The 17,319-nt window shown below is 45.1% G+C and carries 17 protein-coding genes and 2 tRNA genes; 10 read left to right on the plus strand and 9 right to left on the minus strand.

The genetic code is table 11. The features are described 5' to 3' along the window. Positions 1-142 precede the first annotated feature (142 nt). The 4 genes from MmiAt1_RS02985 to truD all read left to right on the plus strand — a co-directional run bounded on the left by MmiAt1_RS02985 (position 143) and on the right by truD (position 4,382). Complete coding sequence (locus MmiAt1_RS02985) at positions 143-835, plus strand: hypothetical protein (RefSeq protein ID WP_318785409.1); 693 nt, start codon at positions 143-145, stop codon at positions 833-835. Then, positions 832-2,541 carry a M20/M25/M40 family metallo-hydrolase gene (locus MmiAt1_RS02990; RefSeq protein ID WP_318785410.1) on the plus strand — a complete coding sequence of 570 codons (1,710 nt, stop codon included), beginning with the start codon at positions 832-834 and terminating at the stop codon, positions 2,539-2,541. The genes MmiAt1_RS02985 and MmiAt1_RS02990 overlap by 4 nt, the downstream gene beginning before the upstream one ends. A gap of 108 nt (positions 2,542-2,649) precedes the next feature. Beyond that, a complete protein-coding gene (pth2, locus tag MmiAt1_RS02995) occupies positions 2,650-2,997 on the plus strand; it encodes a peptidyl-tRNA hydrolase Pth2 (RefSeq protein ID WP_318785411.1) in 348 nt (115 codons plus the stop codon). A gap of 35 nt (positions 2,998-3,032) precedes the next feature. Continuing rightward, the gene (gene truD, locus MmiAt1_RS03000) at positions 3,033-4,382 is read left to right on the plus strand and encodes a tRNA pseudouridine(13) synthase TruD (protein ID WP_318785412.1); all 1,350 of its coding nucleotides are present in this window, start codon (positions 3,033-3,035) and stop codon (positions 4,380-4,382) included. Between the two features lie 270 nt (positions 4,383-4,652). Here the strand turns inward: truD and proS are convergent, their stop codons facing one another. From proS to MmiAt1_RS03030, 6 genes are all read right to left on the minus strand, one after another. Next, entirely contained in the window at positions 4,653-6,119 is a 1,467-nt protein-coding gene (gene proS / locus MmiAt1_RS03005; RefSeq protein WP_318785413.1) for a proline--tRNA ligase, read from the minus strand. A gap of 107 nt (positions 6,120-6,226) precedes the next feature. Then, positions 6,227-6,529, minus strand: a complete 303-nt coding sequence (locus tag MmiAt1_RS03010) for a Dabb family protein (RefSeq protein ID WP_318785414.1) — start codon at positions 6,527-6,529, stop codon at positions 6,227-6,229. Between the two features lie 104 nt (positions 6,530-6,633). Then, positions 6,634-8,094 (minus strand): MFS transporter, encoded by a 1,461-nt coding sequence (locus MmiAt1_RS03015; RefSeq protein ID WP_318785415.1) that lies wholly within the window; start codon positions 8,092-8,094, stop codon positions 6,634-6,636. A 72-nt stretch (positions 8,095-8,166) separates the two neighbouring features. Further along, positions 8,167-9,009 (minus strand): DUF7524 family protein, encoded by an 843-nt coding sequence (locus tag MmiAt1_RS03020; protein ID WP_318785416.1) that lies wholly within the window; start codon positions 9,007-9,009, stop codon positions 8,167-8,169. Between the two features lie 177 nt (positions 9,010-9,186). Continuing rightward, on the minus strand, positions 9,187-9,375 hold the full coding sequence (locus MmiAt1_RS03025; RefSeq protein WP_318785417.1) for a methytransferase partner Trm112: 189 nt from the start codon (positions 9,373-9,375) through the stop codon (positions 9,187-9,189). Positions 9,376-9,383: 8 nt separating this feature from the next. Further along, positions 9,384-10,187, minus strand: coding sequence for a MarC family protein (locus MmiAt1_RS03030; RefSeq protein ID WP_318785418.1), 804 nt, complete (start codon positions 10,185-10,187; stop codon positions 9,384-9,386). 354 nt (positions 10,188-10,541) lie between these two features. Between MmiAt1_RS03030 and MmiAt1_RS03035 the strand changes: the two genes are divergently transcribed. Continuing rightward, positions 10,542-10,814 carry a hypothetical protein gene (locus tag MmiAt1_RS03035; protein WP_318785419.1) on the plus strand — a complete coding sequence of 91 codons (273 nt, stop codon included), beginning with the start codon at positions 10,542-10,544 and terminating at the stop codon, positions 10,812-10,814. A gap of 298 nt (positions 10,815-11,112) precedes the next feature. Here the strand turns inward: MmiAt1_RS03035 and MmiAt1_RS03040 are convergent, their stop codons facing one another. The 3 genes from MmiAt1_RS03040 to MmiAt1_RS03050 all read right to left on the minus strand — a co-directional run bounded on the left by MmiAt1_RS03040 (position 11,113) and on the right by MmiAt1_RS03050 (position 13,698). Further along, on the minus strand, positions 11,113-12,321 hold the full coding sequence (locus tag MmiAt1_RS03040) for a potassium channel family protein (RefSeq protein ID WP_318785420.1): 1,209 nt from the start codon (positions 12,319-12,321) through the stop codon (positions 11,113-11,115). Positions 12,322-12,520: 199 nt separating this feature from the next. Further along, on the minus strand, positions 12,521-13,084 hold the full coding sequence (locus MmiAt1_RS03045; protein WP_318785421.1) for a magnesium transporter: 564 nt from the start codon (positions 13,082-13,084) through the stop codon (positions 12,521-12,523). After that, positions 13,081-13,698, minus strand: coding sequence for a magnesium transporter (locus tag MmiAt1_RS03050; protein ID WP_318785422.1), 618 nt, complete (start codon positions 13,696-13,698; stop codon positions 13,081-13,083). The genes MmiAt1_RS03045 and MmiAt1_RS03050 overlap by 4 nt, the downstream gene beginning before the upstream one ends. A gap of 99 nt (positions 13,699-13,797) precedes the next feature. Between MmiAt1_RS03050 and MmiAt1_RS03055 the strand changes: the two genes are divergently transcribed. The 5 genes from MmiAt1_RS03055 (at position 13,798) to MmiAt1_RS03075 (ending at position 17,154) form a co-directional block, all read left to right on the plus strand. After that, a tRNA-Val gene (locus MmiAt1_RS03055) sits at positions 13,798-13,871 on the plus strand. Positions 13,872-14,005: 134 nt separating this feature from the next. Beyond that, positions 14,006-14,079 (plus strand) — tRNA-Val (locus tag MmiAt1_RS03060). A gap of 122 nt (positions 14,080-14,201) precedes the next feature. Next, positions 14,202-15,386: a prolipoprotein diacylglyceryl transferase gene (locus tag MmiAt1_RS03065; protein WP_318785423.1), complete on the plus strand. Its 1,185-nt coding sequence runs from the start codon at positions 14,202-14,204 to the stop codon at positions 15,384-15,386. 306 nt (positions 15,387-15,692) lie between these two features. Beyond that, positions 15,693-16,013, plus strand: a complete 321-nt coding sequence (locus MmiAt1_RS03070; RefSeq protein ID WP_318785424.1) for an ArsR/SmtB family transcription factor — start codon at positions 15,693-15,695, stop codon at positions 16,011-16,013. Positions 16,014-16,107: 94 nt separating this feature from the next. Then, the gene (locus tag MmiAt1_RS03075; RefSeq protein ID WP_318785425.1) at positions 16,108-17,154 is read left to right on the plus strand and encodes a methyltransferase domain-containing protein; all 1,047 of its coding nucleotides are present in this window, start codon (positions 16,108-16,110) and stop codon (positions 17,152-17,154) included. Positions 17,155-17,319 lie beyond the last annotated feature (165 nt).

The raw sequence follows: 17,319 nt of genomic DNA on the forward strand, positions 1-17,319 counted from the left end.
TGCTTTGTATAGAGAGTGAAAGTATTAAAATTCAAAACCGATTCAAAATAAACAAAAAACAAACTAAAAAAAACAAACTAAAATCAAACTTAAAATTAAATCAAATTTAAATCAAATTAAAAACAACCCGACTCTGATTAAAATGACTGTTTCCCGTTCACTTTTTCCGATACTTTCCGAAACGGATGTATCCGATTCCGATCCAACTCTTCAAATTGAAAATTTAGGTTTTCGTCCGTCCGATAATATTTATGCAAAAATCAGAACGGAGGAAAACGCCGAAAAAATATTTCGCCTTTCCGTTTTTTTAACGCATTCGGGAAAGCTTCTTTTCACGGTTCCCGCGGGGCCCGACATGAATACAAATTTGGATGAGCTTGAATTCTGCGCCGAAATCGGGGGCGCCGTTATTGAAAAACTCGGAATCCGGTCCGACATCGGCATTATTTCGGGCGGGCGCGCCGGCGACATCGGGCGAAATCCGGTTGTCGATCAAACCATCCTTGACGCCGAAGCGCTGGAAAAAAAGCTGAACGGTAAGGGAATTCTGGCGAAGCATTACACCATTTTAATCGAAGATGCCGTCAAAACCGCAAACTTTTTGATTATACCCGATTCGCTTTCGGGTGAAATGATTTTAAAAACCGTTGCCGGTGTCGGAGACGGCGCTGAAATCGGAAACATTCTTCTCTTAAAGCGGGCGGATGAAAAAAAGGCGGGCGGCGGGAAAATTTATATCGAACAGCTGACGAAAAAAGCGGATCCGAATGATTTAATCATTTTAAAAGATGCGCTGACGGCAGCATTTTCAAGACGGAAAGGTGAACAAAAATGACGGAAACGATTCGGCCTGACGGTTGGAATGAATCTGATTTTCAAATGGTTCTTTCGATTTTTGAACAAATTTCAAGCATTCCGCGCTGTTCCAAAAACGAAGAACAGATTGCCGCATGGCTTGAAAAATTCGGCAAAGACCGCGGTTTTGAAACCAAACGCGATCACTGCAACAATGTTTTAATTTCAGTGCCGGCATCGGCGGGAATGGATAATCTGCCCGCCGTTATTTTGCAGGCGCACACAGACATGGTCTGTGAAAAAGAGTCCGGAACAAATCATAATTTTACCGCGGATCCGCTGAAACTTCAATATTTCAAAGAAGAAGGCATTTCCTGGCTGACGGCCGAAAACACAACGCTCGGTGCCGACAACGGCATCGGGATGGCGTACATGCTGGCCGCAGCCGCATCCGACAGCATTGCACATCCGCCGCTTAAATTGCTTTTTACGACGGACGAAGAAATCGGGCTGACCGGGGCCCAAGGAATGGATTCGGATTTTGTTTCCGGGGAATACATGATCAATTTGGATTCGGAAGAAGAAGGCACAATTATTGTCGGATGCGCCGGCGGCACGCAAATTTGTTTTAAGCATTTGGTGGATGTTGAAAACGCGTATGATTCGGACGATTCCGATGACATCGGCGGCAGCTCAAGTATAGATTCCGCTGCTGATTCTGTTGTTGATCTCGTTGTTGCTTCCGATGATGATTCTGTTCCAGCCAAACCTTACACCATTGTTGTTTCCGGCCTGCTCGGCGGCCATTCGGGGACTGATATTCACATCGGCCGCGGGAATGCCAATCTGATTCTGATTCAGTTCTTTAAGCGGCTGACGGAAAGATATACGCAGAATGTAATTAAATTGATTAAAATCAAAGGCGGAACCGCCGCAAACACAATTCCGAGACGCGCGGAACTTTCGTTTGTGACGGACATTCCGGCCGATTCCTTGAGAGCAGAGGTGGCTGATTATGTCATGCTGATTTCATCCGTTCCGAGTTTCAATGACCCGAATGTTTCGGTTGAAGTCGCCGATGCCGATTTATCAAATATTAAAAAGTCCGGTTTAAAATCATTTTCCGCAAAAAACACGGGACGGATTCTGAATTTTTTAATCGCGATTCCGAACGGTGTTTTTGAAATGTCGGCGTCTATTCCGGATTTGGTTTTAACGTCCGGAAATTTGGCAATCATTAAAACCCGGTCAAACGCCGAATATTTCAAAGGCGCGGAAAAAGAAGCGGAAAGCTCGGACCTGGATATTTACACCGAAAAATCCAAGCGCGAATTGGAAATCATTTACAGCCTCCGTTCCGGAAACGAGCTGAGGCTCAAAGAAAAAATAAAAGAAATGATGGCGCTTTCGGAAAAGCACCATTTCAATTTTGAAATCACGCATACCTATTCCCCGTGGGAGCCCGATTTCAATTCAGAATTCCTAAAGAACTGCGCCGAAATTTACCGAAAAACATTCGGAAACGATGTCCGGATTTCGGCGATTCATGCGGGTTTGGAATGCGGCGTTTTTCACAGACAGTTTCCTTCAATGAAAATGATTTCAATCGGCCCCGACATAACGGCGGCGCACACGCCGGGCGAAAAACTGAATCTGGATGCCGCCGAAAAAGTTTGGATTTACTTGAAAGAAATTTTGAAATCGTTCGGTGAAATGCCGCAGTCGGATGGAAATGTGACCGAATGAAAACACAGCTGAACAAAAACAAGCTGAATGAAAACACATCCGATAAAACACAATCAAATGAAAACAATTAAATGAGAAGCGTGTCGTTTCCGTATCTGAGGAAGAATTATGGGTGAATATAAACAAGTCATCGTCATGCGGACGGATTTAAAATTGTCTCCGGGAAAGCTTGCGGTTCAGACGGCGCACGCGGCGGTGTCGGCGGCGGACTGGACGGATAAAAGGGAGCTGGACGCCTGGAAAGCGGGCGGCCAAAAGAAAGTCGTTCTCAAAGCCGCGAATTTGCAGGAACTCTTCGAACTGAAGGAAAAAGCAAGACGCGAAGGGTTGCCGACAGCGCTTATCACAGACGCCGGCCGCACGGAAATCGCGCCCGGAACGATTACGGTTCTCGGCATCGGCCCCGCGCAGGAAGAAAAAATCGATAAAATTACAGGGCATTTGAAAATGCTTTAATTCAAACGGCCTATTGCAAAATAAGAACGAGAAACATGACAGAAATAAATACAAAAGTGCCTGATTTGGAGAAAGAAATCGGAATCAGTCTTTATTCGACGACAACGCCGGGCGTTTCGGGCATTCTGCGCCACCGGCCCGACGATTTCATTGTCCGGGAAATTTCAAATTATCCTTATGAAGAGAATGATGTGATTGACAAAAACCGCAAATATCTGATGGTGGAAGTCACAAAGGAAAACTGGGACACCAATCACTTCTTAAAAGCGTATTCAAGTGCGCTCGGCATCAGTCACAAAAGAATCACTTATGCCGGAACAAAAGATAAAAGAGCCGTCACGGTTCAGAAAATGAGTCTTTACGATGTGCCGAAAGAAAACGTTGAAAACGTTCATCTCAAAGACATTTCCGTTCGCGTCCTCGGCCGCTCTCAGCAGCCGATCGGCCTCGGCGACCTGGAAGGAAACGAATTCAAAATTGTCATCCGCGACATCGCCCTCTCGGCTGATGAAACAAAAGCCGCCGCCGACAAAACAACCGCCGAAATCATCAAAGCCGGCGGCGTTCCGAACTTTTTCGGCATCCAAAGATTCGGTTCCAAACGCCCCGTCACGCACCATGTCGGCGCCGACATTTTAGAAGGCGACTTGGAAAAAGCAATCATGCGCTACGTTTCCGAAGTTTATCCCGACGAGCCCGAAGACACAAAAGACATCCGCCGATACATCGCAGAAACCGGCGATCTCAAAGGCGGCGTTTCAAAACTTCCCGACTATCTCGGACATGAAAAAGCCCTTCTCAATCATCTCATCGCACGCTCCGGCGACTTCAAAGGCGCGTTCATGATCCTGCCGAAAAACCTTTACACCATGTTTATTCACGCTTACCAGTCCTGGCTTTTCAACCGCATCATCTGCGAACGCTTAAAAGCCGGCCTTTCCTTAAACCAAGCCGTCGTCGGCGACATCGTCTGCTACCGCGCAAAAGACAAAACCCCCGACCCGTCCCGTTTGGAAAAAGTCGATGAAGACAACATCGACGGCATCAACGCCCTTTTAAAACGCAGACGCGCTTTTATCACCGCCCCGCTCTTCGGGACCGAAACACCGCTTGCCGAAGGAGTCCCCGGCGAAATCGAACGCCGCCTCATCGAAGAAACCGGATTCACCGCAGAAGATTTCAAAGCCCCCGCGTTTCCCGAAGTTGCTTCCCGCGGCCTTCGAAAAGAAATTCTGCTCGAGGTTGAGCCCGCCGTCACCGTTGAATCCGATGATCTCTTTGACGGAAAAACAAAAATGACATTGGAATTCAAGCTCCCCAAAGGCAGTTACGCGACAACCGTCCTTCGGGAATATATGAAAACCAATCCGCTGAATATGAGCTGATAAAAATCAGTTTTCAGCATTTTCTTTTTTTAAAAACAAATTTAATTCTTTTCAATTTCTATTTTTTGAATATTAAATTCAAATGCTAAAATTCGAACACTGGAAATCCGAGCGAAGCGAGGGGAGGCAAAGCCTCCTCTCAATCGCGAAGCGATTCGCAAACACCTGATGAAATCGGCGGCGAAGCCATAAAAAATTGCGAAGCAATTTTTTCTGCAAACACCGCCCTCCCCCCGCCCCTGAAAAATTCCGAGCGCAGCGAGGAATTTTTTAATACATCTTAGCGATATACACGATCTGCTCGGCGTCTTTACCGCAGGCCGGACACTTGCCTTTTCTGATTTCGGTGTCCATGTTCGGTGTTCCGAGAATGCTGGCATTCGTTTCTTCTTCGATTTTCATGCCGCATTCTTCACAGCCGCACCACGGAATCGTTGCAACGCCGCCTTTAATTTTTTCGGTGACTTCATCCAACGTTTCGCACGGCGTAATCATGGATTTCATCTTTTCGTCGGCTTTGGCGTAAAGGTCGTCGCCCATCTGTTTCAATTCGGCCGTAACGGTTTCGGCAATGCCGTCTAAGGAAACAAACTGTTTTTCACCTTTGTCTCTTCGAACCAAAACGGCGGAATTCTTTTCCAAATCACGGGGGCCGATTTCAATGCGCAGGCAGCTGCCTTTGAGTTCCCATTTGTAGTATTTGGCGCCCGGGCGCAGGTCGCTTGCATCCATTTCAACGCGAATGCCGGCCTCTTTGAGAGAGGAAACGACATCATTGCACGCTTTCATGACGGCTTCCGTTGTGTCTTTAAACAAGACCGGAATCACAACAACCTGAGTCGGCGCAACAGCCGGCGGCAGCACAAGTCCTTTGTCGTCGCCGTGAACCGAAATCAATGCGGCAATCGAACGCTCGGAAATGCCGTAACAGGTCTGGTTGACATATTCCTGCTCGCCCTCTGCGTTTTCATACATGATGTCGTACGTTTTGGCAAAGTTGGTGCCCAGGTGGTGCACGGTTCCGATTTGAAGCGTTTTGCCGTCGGGCATAATCGTGTCAAGCGCAATCGTATAATCGCCGCCGGGGAATTTGTCCCAGTCGGGGCGCTTTGAAATCAAAACGGGGACGGAAAGTTTTCTGTAAATATCCGTGTAAAGGCCGACAGCTTCGTCCACCTGATTTTTGGCATCTTCCCAGGTCGCGTGAACGGTGTGCGCTTCTTTGAATGACGTGATTTCGCGCAAACGGATCAGCGGGCGGGTGTGCTTGGTTTCGTGACGGAATGTGTTGACCACCTGATACAGTTTCAGCGGCAGATCGGCATGCGATCTCACCCAAAGTTTGTACATCGGATAAATCGCGGTCTCGCTCGTCGGGCGAAGGGCCAGGCGCACATCCAAAGGCGTGACGCCGCCGTGAGTGACCCAGAAAACTTCGTCTTCAAAGCCTTTGATGTGGTCGGCTTCTTTCATGAATTCTGTTTCGGGAATCAAAAGCGGGAAGAGTGTTTCCTCGTGTCCCGAATTGTCCATGATGTCGCGGATGATGCCGTAAACGCGCTTTCGGATGCCGAAGCCGAACGGATACCAGACATAAAGGCCTTTGACGGGATAGCGGACGTCCATGATCTGTCCGATGTCGATAATTGAATTAAACCACTCGCTGAAATCGGATTTGGGGGGCAGAACCGCTTCTTTTGCATCGGTTTTGCCGGATTCTTTTTTATTTTCTGCCATAAATTCACCAATAATGATTCGATTATAATTGATTAGATTGTGATTAAATTGTGATTAGGTTGTGATTAGATTGTAATTGATTTTATGAATGGAATGAGATCCCGGAATTAAAATTCAAAATCAATCGCCGCTCTTTCTTCAACGGCTTTTTTGACGTAAATCGCAGCTTCTTCGTGAAGCGGATTCTTTTGATAAGCGGTCATCGTTTCAAAAGTTTCGAATTCGGCAATGAGCGCGATATCGTAATTTCCGGCGCCTTCAAGCGTATTTTTTTGAACCTGAATACTTTTAATTTCCGGAATTTTGCCGTAAAGCCCTTCCAGCTGCTCTTTAATAATGCCGGCATTTTCCTCGGCGGTCTTTCCTTCGGCCGCGGGTTTTAATTTCCACAAAACGATGTGTTTAATCATGTTTGACAAAACGGGTTTTTGATATATAAGGTTTTGAGAAAATCTGCGCTGTGCTCCGCGCGCGAACCGTACATATTTATCAAATTCAAATCGGATTCCCGGTTTTAAACCTTTTCTTCACGGACGGTCGGTCCTCTCAGATAAGACAAAACCGCGCCGGCCAGACAAAGTCCGGCGCCGATGAGAAACGTGGTTCTCATGGCGGTCAGGAAAAGCGGAATCGTATCCGTTCGAATCATTTCCGTGCTGCCGAGGAAAACGGCAATGACGCACATCGCAATCGCCATTGACAAAACCATTCCCGATTGGCGCATAATTGAGAGAGACGCGCTTGCCGTGCTGTAATCTTTTTGGCTGACGCATCCCATAATCGTCGAGGTGTTGGGCGACGCAAAGAACGCGAAACCGATGCCGACGACAATTTCGCAAATCAACAGATACAAAATCGAAGAATCCGGGCCGAGGAAAGCCAATCCGATTAAACCGCCTGTCAGCAGAAGCATTCCGAATGTCGAAAGATAGCGGCTGTCAAAGCGGTCGGACAGTCTGCCGACAAACGGGGAGAAAACGGCCTGAAGCAGCGGCTGCGCCAGCAGGATGAACCCTGCCGCAGCTGACGGAAACATCTGGACGCGCTGCAAATACAGGCTGAGGAAGAACACAATCGCATAGGTGCCGGCATAATTCAGAAAGGCCGCCGTGTTGGATCGGGAGAAATGTTTGTTTGTAAAAAACAAATCGACTTTCATAATCGGGTACTGTTGTTTTCGCGTGTAGGCGATGAAAATGGGAAGGGTGATTAATCCGACGGCAAGCAGCCCGAACGCCCAGGTCTGCGGCAGATTGCTGAGGCCGAATAAGGCGAAGAAGACTGTAATCATGTACAAAAGCGCGCCGGTTTTGTCAAACGGTTCGCCTTTGCTTTCGATAAATTCAATTTTCATGGCGCGCGCAACCAATACCGCGCTTCCGGCCGCCAGCGGAATCAGCAGCAAAAACAAACTGCGCCAGCCGAAATACTGTGTCAGGATGCCGCCGACAACAGGGCCGAGGGACGAACCGATGTAAATCACGCTGATATTGATGCCGAAAACGGATCCGCGTTTGGAAGCCGGGTAGATGGAGCTGAGAATCGGGAGCGATGTCGCAAAAACGCATGACATCGAAAGTCCGTCCAGCGCCCGAAGAAGAATCAAAACCGCGAAACTCGGGGAAAAAAGCTGCAAGGTTGCTGAAATTGTCGCCAAAGTCATGCCGGCCAAAAATATCTTTTTCCGGCCGACCAAATCGGAAAGGCGCGCCATCGGAACTAAAAACAGAACGGATGACAGCAAATAAGCGGTTGAAATCCAGCCGAGCGCATGGGCGCCGACATTGAAATCGGCGCTGATCTGCGGCAAGGATAAATTCAGCATGGAAACGCCGAAGGGCGTCATAAAAGAAGCGAGTGAAATGCCGATGAGAACCAGTGTTCTTTGTTTGGGCGTCAAAGATGTCATTTTTTCGGATTCAGATGTCAAAGAATTCGAATCAGAATTGAATTCTGTCTCAGCCGTTTTCGTCATTTCAATCGAACCTGGAAAAAATAAAATGAGACGGGGCAAACAAAATGTTGTGCCCCTGCGTCAGTTGAAGAGTCAGCTGAAATTCGTCCGTTTCAAAAACATGGACAAAAGCAGAATAATCGCAACGATGAAGCCGCCTGTGATCAGCGCTAAAATGATTGTTTCGTCAAAATTGAAAATGGATTCGATGTCCGTAATTTGAATATAGACAAACATGGCGACCAAGATGGCAATGAGCAGAACCGATACGAAAAATGATATTTTTTCGGCGGACGAGAGCGGCTCCATTGATTTGGCGGGCTTGTATTTTTCGGAGTTGGAAGACGAGCGGGCGGATTGTCCGGACTTTTTGCCGGCTTTGGCGTTCCAGTCTTTTTTAACGGAAAAAGACGGCGCTTGTTTCTTTTGCGTCACGTCGCCTTCGTCGTCCTCATCCCGGACAAGCTGCGCGCGGTCGGGGACGGGCTGAATCATCGGTCCTTCCGGGCGGTAAATGTCTCCGGCCGGATTGTCGGAAAGCCGTTCGCCGGACAAGTCGCCGGAGTCCGACAATGTGGAAGATCGGACTTTGTCGGAACCGACGGAAAGCTTAAAGCCTTTCTTTTGGGCGCCATAGCCGGTCACGACATAAAACATGCCTTCCGCCGCGGGCTTTGCGTTATACGGAATGCGGATGACGATGCGGACGTAATCGTTGTTTTGAATGTGGTGTTTGCTCGGAACCAAAATCAGATAATCGCGAATGGAATCGTCGGGCAGAAAAGTGATGTGCGTCGGCGCGGCGAAGTTTTTGATGAAAATTTGAAACTCGCGGTCTTCGCCTTTGTAAAGCGGCACTTCGATTTCATCATATTTGAATTCAATCGAATCTAAAGACAGGCGCCCGATGTAAATGTCTTGAAGAACTTCTTTCATTAAATCCCTCTGAATCGAAGATATGTGTTAAAATTTCTAAGTGTTAAAATTAAATTATTAAGTGTTAAAATTATCAAGTGTTGAAACTGTAAAATCTAATTCAATGTTTGTTTCTATAGTTGTTGTTATACTTTTATGAGTTAATAAAATTATTCATAAACTCAATTAAAAATAAATTCAGAACGTATCGCGCAGTTCGGGCGGAAGCATATTGGCGATTTTATCTTCAATCGGGTAGTAAATGCCGCAGGCACCGCAGTGCAGATTTCCCGAAATAATCTCGGCATCGGTTTCAATTTCAGATTTTACGGTTAATTTTCCGCGGCAGGCCGGACAAACCAAAACGGAAAGCGTTTCTTTTTTCATAGTTATCCTTAAGGCGTATTTGCTATAAGTGTTTCGATTGCTGTCGTATTTATCGCTTCTGCATCTAACGCTGTGTTTACTGCCGCTGCTGTGTTTGCTGCTGTGTTTGCTGCCGCCGTTCCCGCTGCGGCCGCCGCCGAATCGGCCGAGGCGTTCAGCGGTTCCACGAATTCCGCGAGCAAATTCCTCAGCAGATCCGTTATGTAATTCTGAAGTCCCGTCATGATCATGCCGACGGCGAGTGCCGATAAAAGCAGTCCGAGGAGACGTGTTATCACAAGCATTCCTGTGTAGCTGATGCGTTTGCTGATGGCTTCCGAGGAGCGGAACATGAGGTAAGCGATTGAATAAACGGTAATGATTGCAACCAATACGATTAAAACGCCCCAAATGTCCTGACCGCCGGTTAAAATAATCACCGTCGAAATCGTTCCCGGCCCGCAGAGGAGCGGAATGGCAATCGGGAATACCCAAAAGTCTTTATCGGTCGACTCGGCGATTTCCGTTGACGAAACAATCGGATTCACTTTTGCCGTCATCATATTAAAGCCGACGGAAATCAAAATGATACCGCCCGCAATTCGGAGCGCGTCAATGTTAATGTTGAACAGGTTCAGCACAAAAGAACCGGCAACGGCAAAGAAAAGCGCCATGCCCATCGCGAGCAATATGGACTTTTTCGCGTACAGGTTTTTTGATTTTTGCTGATAACCGCTGGTCATGGACATAAAAGTGAACAAACCGCTGAGCGGGTTGACGATGACGAAAACGGCGGTAAAAGCAAAAATAAACGAAGCGATGATATTATCCATTTTCTGCCACCGGGATTTGCAGATATTTCTGCATTGTTTTTACAGTATAATTCTGTGTTGTTTTTAGATATATTCTGCATTGTCTTCACAAATATTTCTAATCCTGCAATATGATTTTGATAAAAGATATGTTTTGTAATATATAAATGTAAAGCATTTTTAAAAAAATAAATTTAAAAAAATTTTAAATTTTAAAAAATAAATTGTTTGAAAACTGATTAAAATAATCAATAAAATATATATTGTTTACTAATTTATGAAAATTAATAAAATGGAATGAATTCTAATCCATTTTATTTAACTATTTATTTAACTGAAACAAATAAAAAATAAAGTCGTTAGGAGGCTATAACTATGACCGGTGAATGGGAAATTATAGAAAATGAAGCATGTCCGCTGCCCCAAAAAATTGCAACAGGATTTCATGACGCATTTAAAGATTATGTTGGCGCATCATACAAACCTGTATTGTATATTGCAACGCAGCTTGTCAACGGCACAAATCATATGTTCATTTGTGAACAAACATTGATTACAAACCCGATTCATTTGGGATATGCTAAAGTCATTTTACACGAAGATTTAAAGGGTGTTTTTACTGTCGGACCCATTGAAACAATCGTTTAATTTTCGTTGAAATGACTTTAAAAATCTAAAAATAACTGAGCATTAATAAAAATAATGAATCTGTCAAAGGCTCATTATTTTTATATTTTGCTTCCTCTTGTTTATGTTTGTTTTTTCTATATTTTACGTTTGGTTTTCTGTTTTACATTTATTTTTTCTGTTTTGCATTTGTTTTTCTGTTTTGCATTTATTTTTTCTGTTTTGCATTTGTTTTTCTGTTTTGCATTTGTTTTTCTGTTTTGTTTAACTTATTTCTGTTCAATTTTGTTATTGTTTCGTCATTTCCGCTGTTTGATTTTTACAAATTCACCGGACACGAACACATTTCAATCAGCGCTTCTTCGCCGGAGTGGGATCCGCGCGCGATTAAGACATCGTTTTCCTGGATCGTGATTCTGCCGCTGATGGAATAGAGCCAGCGGTTTTCTCTTTTGATTGCCAGGACATGGATGCCGGTTTCGGTTTCCAAGCGCAGGTCTTTGAGCGTTTTTCCGATAATCGGGGAGCAGTCGGCAACTTCGACTTTGATGATCACTTCATCGGATTCGCGAACGGCCATCGCAATAATCGGGTGAAGCTCGATTTCGCGGATCACGGGGTCGGCGATGTCCGAGGCCGCATTTGAAATCTTTTCGGAAGCGCTGGAGAAGATCAAAAGGCCTTTGTAGTCCGTCAAATCTTCATCTTCGTTCGCAGAAGACGCGGCTTCCAAAACCAAATCCTGAACTTCATATTTCATTTGATCCAAATGCTGCTCAATCGCCTGAACTTCATGAGCGATGTCTTTGTTGTTGAACAAAAGCGCGGAATACGCCAGACCGACGGACAGTTCGCACATGTTTTTCATCTCAACGATGATTTCGATGGAGCGGTCGAATTCGGCGGGATCATTGTAGTCGATGACTTTTCTCGGCGTGTAAATTTTGTTCGTCGCTTTCTTAAAGAAAATCGGAACGCCTTCGTCATGGCCGCGGGCGATTAAAACGTCTCCTTGGCGAAGACGTGTTTCGCTGTTGGGCGCGTAAATCCATTCGGAGTTGCGGCGCATGGCAATAATCCACATGCCGGTCTCAACATCGAGCTCCAAATCGCCGAGTGTCTGGCCGACCATTTCGGATTCTTCGTTCAGGCGGACTTTGACAATCGTTTCATTCGCGTTTCTGAGCGCGACTTTCAGCCGGTCGGGGATGGAAATGTCCATCAAAACGCATTTTGAAATTTCCATCGCGGCGTTTGCGATGTATTCGGAGGCTGCGGCAACTTCCAAAACGCCGAGCAGCTGTTCGGCTTCTTCGATGCGGCGCGTGCTCAAAATGGCGCCCATCTTGATTTGGTAGTCAAGCATGTCCATGTTTTCTTCTAAATGCATCACTTCTTCGGCAATGTCTTCGTCATCGTAAATCATGGCCGAGTACGCCAAATCAACCATGAGTTCGGACGTGTCTTTCATTTCAACCAGCAATTCCTTCAAATTGCGCGGTTTATATTGATATCGATTTTTAGCCATACAGCACAAACCATCCTTCTTCGTATCCCTATATTGTTGCCGTTTCAAGACGGCGCTTAACTTATTTTATATCTCTTGCGATTGAATTTTAAGTGAATTTTAATTAAATGATAATTTTGATAATAATTTGATGATATTTTGGTGATTCTGATAATATTTTGATGATTCTGATAATATTTTGATGATAATTCCAGTCATTTTAAATAACAACCAACCCGAAAGCGATAACTGCAATCATAATGCCGATGACGCCGACCAAGTCGCCCATGCTGGCAACAATCGGAATAACGACATCGTCCGGGTCCAGGCCGATTTTGTGAGACAAAGCGGAAAAGCCGACCGCAACGGTATATACAATCAGAATGTCGAGAATGACAACGATGAAGCTGACGCCGAAAATTAATGCGGCGGAAGTGCCGTATCCTAAGGCGAGGTTGATCAGATAAACAACGGTGCTGACAAAAACGGATGAGACGGCGGCAACGATAATTGCGGCAATCAGGCTGTTTTTGACGACCGGGTTGTTGAGAATTTTTCGGCTCAAACCGAGGTGGAACGCGGATGAGAGGCGGGAACCGAGCATGCTTCCCGTGTCGCCGCCGATTTTTAAAAGAACCGGCATAAGTATGAGAAGCGTCGGATATTCGATTAAAATATCCTCCTGATAACCGAGCAGGAGGCCGACAATGATTGCCATGAAGCACGTCACAATTAAAATCGGAAGTCCGCCTTTGACAAGGCCGCTGATGGTGTAGTAGCTCATAGCATCAGCACCATCCTGGCGAATACGAAAATCATCATCACGGAGATGATATCGCCGATGGTTGCAATCGACGGCGTCACAACGTTGTCGGGATCAAACCCGAAGCGGAACGCGCCGATTGAGAGATAAACGGAAATGAATGAAAGAATCAGGCCCGAGAAAAATCCGGAAAGCAGGGAAATGAGAATCAGTTTTAAAAGGCCGGCGCTTCCGAATCCCAAAAAAACGGAAACGTAATGGCCGAGAAATCCCAAAAAAACGGAAATAATGATTGTCAAAAGCATCGACCCGATAATGTTGTTGGTCAGTTCGCGGTTTTTGAAATCGATTTTTGTAATCAGACCCATGTGAATGGCGCTTCCCAATCGGGATCCGAGGGTGGATGAAATGTTGCCGCGAAGGCCCATGACGCCCGGAATGATCACAATGAGTCCCGGAATCATTTCCAGCTCGTTTGTCATGCCCGATAAAATCACGCCTGAAATAATGCCTCCGATCACCGCGACAAGTTCAAAAGGCAGCGCCTCTTTGACAATTGAGGAAACGCTGGCATATTCTCCCAAGTACTGCTCAACGTATTCGGATTCCGCGTCTTCGCGTTCACGGTGAGGCATAAATACGTATTAAGAGAGCAAAAACATATAAATGCTGTTATGCCGGAATCGATTTTGAAAGAAACCTATTTATAGGAAGTTTCCGTTTTTTTCGAAGTTGGGCTCGTGGTCTAGATGGTCATGACACCGCCTTTACACGGCGGAGGTCCTGAGTTCGAATCTCAGCGGGCCCATGAAACATTATTGTTTTCATCGGCGGAAACGTATAAAAACAAAAACATCCAATACAACTTACTTGACGCATTTGCTTATCGCAGTGTTTAATTAATACAAATTGATAAAAACCGATAACTTGCGAATATTACTTGGGCTCGTGGTCTAGACGGTTATGACGTCGCCTTCACACGGCGGAGGTCCTGAGTTCGAATCTCAGCGGGCCCATTTTACATTTAATTGTTTCTCTTTTTTAGTTTATCATTCTCTTTTTTTAGTTTATCATTCTCTTTTTTTAGTTTATCATTCTCTTTTTTTGGTTTATCGTTTCTCTTTTTTGGTTTATTGTTTTGTTTCGTTGTTTTATTTTTGTTTTGCCGGCTGCCGCCGCGCGCGGCTCGTCATTTTTGAAAATCGGCCAAAAGCACGGCCTGTTTTTATTTTCGTTTCCGTTTTTCGTTTACGGAAGCGAATTCTTTTATATCAGCAAAACCTCTTTTTTTGATATGGAACTCGCTGACATACCTATTTACGTGTATCCGATTCTGTTTATTTTGCTTGTCATTATTGTCGCTGTCGTCAGTTTATTGGTCGGCAAGCGCAAATACAACAAAGATAACGGTATCGTTAAAGAAAAGAAAGTCAAAGAGCCGAAGCAGAAAACCGGCAAAAAACTGAAGCGCGCCGAACCCGAAACGGCGGCACGCTATACGGACGAATTTGACTCCGACGAAGATTATGACAACGCCGTCGAATCTTTAAAAGCAAAACCGGCGGCAAAGCCGAAGCAGGAAGTTGTCGAAGGCCCGGTCATCGTTGTCGATGAAAACAAAGTCAATGAAGAAGAAGTCATTGAGTGGAAACCGCCGGCCGACGATAAGAAAGCCGTATCCGAGCCGACCGCGACAGAATCCGTTCCGGGCGAATCTGTTCAGAATTCAAACGGCGAACAAGTGAGCGATAACGCTTCTTCCGCAGCAGATTCGGAAAACAGCGGGAATCTCTCTGCCGCAGGTACAGGTGCCGCCGTTTCAGCGGCTGCCGCTGTTCTGCCGGATGAGCCTTCCGAAAGTGACTGGAATGACGAAGATCTGGAACTTTTTGAAGCCCGAACTTATGCTTTTGACGAAGAAACCCAATCCGGATATATGACCGACAAAACGGAAGCAAAAGACAAGAAACCGGAAGAATCTCCGGCCGAATCCATCTATGCGTTCCGCGAGAGAAAAGAGCCGAGCCGCAATCCGGCCGATGACGAAGGTGTTCAGATTATTGAAGAAGAAAAGCCCGAACCGATCAAACCGACTCCCAAAGAAGCTCCGAAAGTCAGCAATTCAAAATACGCTTACTTTGACGCCGTCATGGAAAAAGAAAAATCGGAAAATGTAAAGGCTGAAGAGCCGGAACAGAAATGGCAGCCGCCGCAGCAGAGAAGCGCGGACGCGCCCGCATCCGGTACTTCCGCATCCGAAACGTCTTCCAAATCGAAAAAGAGTATGCAGTATATCGAATTGGATTTGGACGACAAAGAATAATTTTAATTTTCAATTTTTAATTTTTTAAACAGGCGGCCGGTCTAAAATCGGCTGCCTTTTTTTTGGTTTAGAGCTGCTTTTTTGGTTTAGATTTGATTTGATTTCCTTTTTAGATTTGATTTGATTTGATTTCCTTTTTTGATTTGGTTTTAAATTGTTTTTTTGGACTCGTTTTAATTTCTTCTTTTGATTTGTTTTCACAACTGTCTTTTTCAGTTTGGATTTGACTTTTTTTTGATTTTGTTAAAAGATGAAAAAGACAATAAATTTAATACATATAGATGATTATCTATGTTTCGTGATTAAATGAATACAAATTACAATGAATATGCCCGATTTTTTAAAGCCTTGTCCGATCCGAACAGGCTTATGATTATCGATATGCTTTCCTGCGGGGAACTTTGCGCCTGCGTTATTTTAGAGAAATTTCAATTTACGCAGCCGACATTATCCCATCACATGAAGACGCTTTGCGACTGCCGGCTGGTGAACGGGCGCAAAGAAGGGAAATGGACATACTATTCGCTGAATGATGAAATTGTGCAAAATTTCAGGGTGTTTTTAGAAGAATTGACGACCGCGAAAGAAAATTGCATTTGCCGTAACGAAGGAAATTGCTGTGAATAAATCACCTGCAATTGACGTTGAAAAGTAAAAGGAAATAAAAGAAAATAAGAGAAAATAAAACTAAAAAATAAAGAATGAAACCGGAGAAAAGAAAATGGATGACATTATTGAAAATGTAAAAGACTATTACAGCAAACAGCTGCAAAGCAAAAATGACTTGAAAACAAATTCATGCTGCTGTTCGGAAAAACCGCCGGCTGAAATCAGAGAAATCGTGCCTTTAATCGCGGATGAAATTCTGGACCGTTTTTACGGCTGCGGCTCTCCTTTGCCGCCGCTTTTGGAAGGAATGACTGTTTTGGATTTGGGCTGCGGAACGGGCAGAGACGTTTATATCGCCTCCAAACTGGTCGGCGAATCGGGGACGGTTATCGGTGTCGATATGACCGCGGAGCAGATCGGGACGGCAAAAAAATATCGGGAAGAACAATCCAAACGGTTCGGATTTAAAGCGTCCAATGTCAAATTTTTGCAGGGTTACATCGAAGATTTGAAATCGCTCGGCATTGAAGAAAACAGCGTCGATGTTGTGATTTCGAATTGCGTGATCAATCTTTCTCCCGCCAAAGAACAGGTTTTCAAGGAAATATACCGCGTTCTCAAACCCGGCGGCGAGCTGTTCTTTTCAGACGTTTTTGCCGACCGCAGGATTCCCGAATCATTGACGACAGATCCGGTTTTGCGCGGCGAATGTTTGGGCGGCGCATTGTATATTGAAGATTTCCGCCGGCTGATGGCCGAGTGCGGATGGGCCGATTTCAGATATACAAGTATCAGCGGTATTGATTTGGGAGATGAAGAGATTGAAAGCAAACTCGGCTTTGCTTCGTTCTCGTCACGGACGGTGCGCGCTTTCAAACTCGACACGCTGGAAGACATCTGCGAAGATTACGGGCAGGCCGCTTATTATGACGGCAGCATTCCCGGATTTCCGCATTTCTTTGATCTGGACGACCATCACCGCTTTTTTACCGGAAAACCGATGCTTGTCTGCGGAAACACTGCTTCCATGATTTCCGAAACACGATACAAAAAAGCGTTCAAAGTCATCGGCGACCGGTCGGTGCATTACGGTAAATTTGACGGCTGCGGTTCTGACGGCGGCAGCGAGCTGCCTAAAACAGGATCATCGTGCTGTTAAAATATTTAAATTGAAGAAAATGAAATTTGAAAAATTAAAGTAAAAAAGAAAAAATAAAGGAAAAATTAATGAAAAAATAAAGGAAAAATTAATGAAAAAATAAAGGAAAAATTAATGAAAAAATAAAGGAAAAATTAATGAAAAAATAAAGGAAAAATTAATGAA

Origin of the sequence: Methanimicrococcus hacksteinii (assembly GCF_032714515.1) — an archaeon.
GTDB lineage: Archaea > Halobacteriota > Methanosarcinia > Methanosarcinales > Methanosarcinaceae > Methanimicrococcus > Methanimicrococcus hacksteinii.

Bases quoted from the DNA above. Each gene is read 5' to 3' on its own strand.
- pth2 (WP_318785411.1), top strand. From the start codon at position 2,650: ATGGGTGAATATAAACAAGTCATCGTCATGCGGACGGATTTAAAATTG.
- MmiAt1_RS03040 (WP_318785420.1), bottom strand. From the start codon at position 12,321: ATGGCTAAAAATCGATATCAATATAAACCGCGCAATTTGAAGGAATTG.
- MmiAt1_RS02990 (WP_318785410.1), top strand. From the start codon at position 832: ATGACGGAAACGATTCGGCCTGACGGTTGGAATGAATCTGATTTTCAA.
- proS (WP_318785413.1), bottom strand. From the start codon at position 6,119: ATGGCAGAAAATAAAAAAGAATCCGGCAAAACCGATGCAAAAGAAGCG.
- truD (WP_318785412.1), top strand. From the start codon at position 3,033: ATGACAGAAATAAATACAAAAGTGCCTGATTTGGAGAAAGAAATCGGA.
- MmiAt1_RS03025 (WP_318785417.1), bottom strand. From the start codon at position 9,375: ATGAAAAAAGAAACGCTTTCCGTTTTGGTTTGTCCGGCCTGCCGCGGA.
- MmiAt1_RS03075 (WP_318785425.1), top strand. From the start codon at position 16,108: ATGGATGACATTATTGAAAATGTAAAAGACTATTACAGCAAACAGCTG.
- MmiAt1_RS03020 (WP_318785416.1), bottom strand. From the start codon at position 9,009: ATGAAAGAAGTTCTTCAAGACATTTACATCGGGCGCCTGTCTTTAGAT.
- MmiAt1_RS03010 (WP_318785414.1), bottom strand. From the start codon at position 6,529: ATGATTAAACACATCGTTTTGTGGAAATTAAAACCCGCGGCCGAAGGA.
- MmiAt1_RS02985 (WP_318785409.1), top strand. From the start codon at position 143: ATGACTGTTTCCCGTTCACTTTTTCCGATACTTTCCGAAACGGATGTA.
- MmiAt1_RS03015 (WP_318785415.1), bottom strand. From the start codon at position 8,094: ATGACGAAAACGGCTGAGACAGAATTCAATTCTGATTCGAATTCTTTG.
- MmiAt1_RS03035 (WP_318785419.1), top strand. From the start codon at position 10,542: ATGACCGGTGAATGGGAAATTATAGAAAATGAAGCATGTCCGCTGCCC.
- MmiAt1_RS03070 (WP_318785424.1), top strand. From the start codon at position 15,693: ATGAATACAAATTACAATGAATATGCCCGATTTTTTAAAGCCTTGTCC.
- MmiAt1_RS03045 (WP_318785421.1), bottom strand. From the start codon at position 13,084: ATGAGCTACTACACCATCAGCGGCCTTGTCAAAGGCGGACTTCCGATT.
- MmiAt1_RS03030 (WP_318785418.1), bottom strand. From the start codon at position 10,187: ATGGATAATATCATCGCTTCGTTTATTTTTGCTTTTACCGCCGTTTTC.
- MmiAt1_RS03050 (WP_318785422.1), bottom strand. From the start codon at position 13,698: ATGCCTCACCGTGAACGCGAAGACGCGGAATCCGAATACGTTGAGCAG.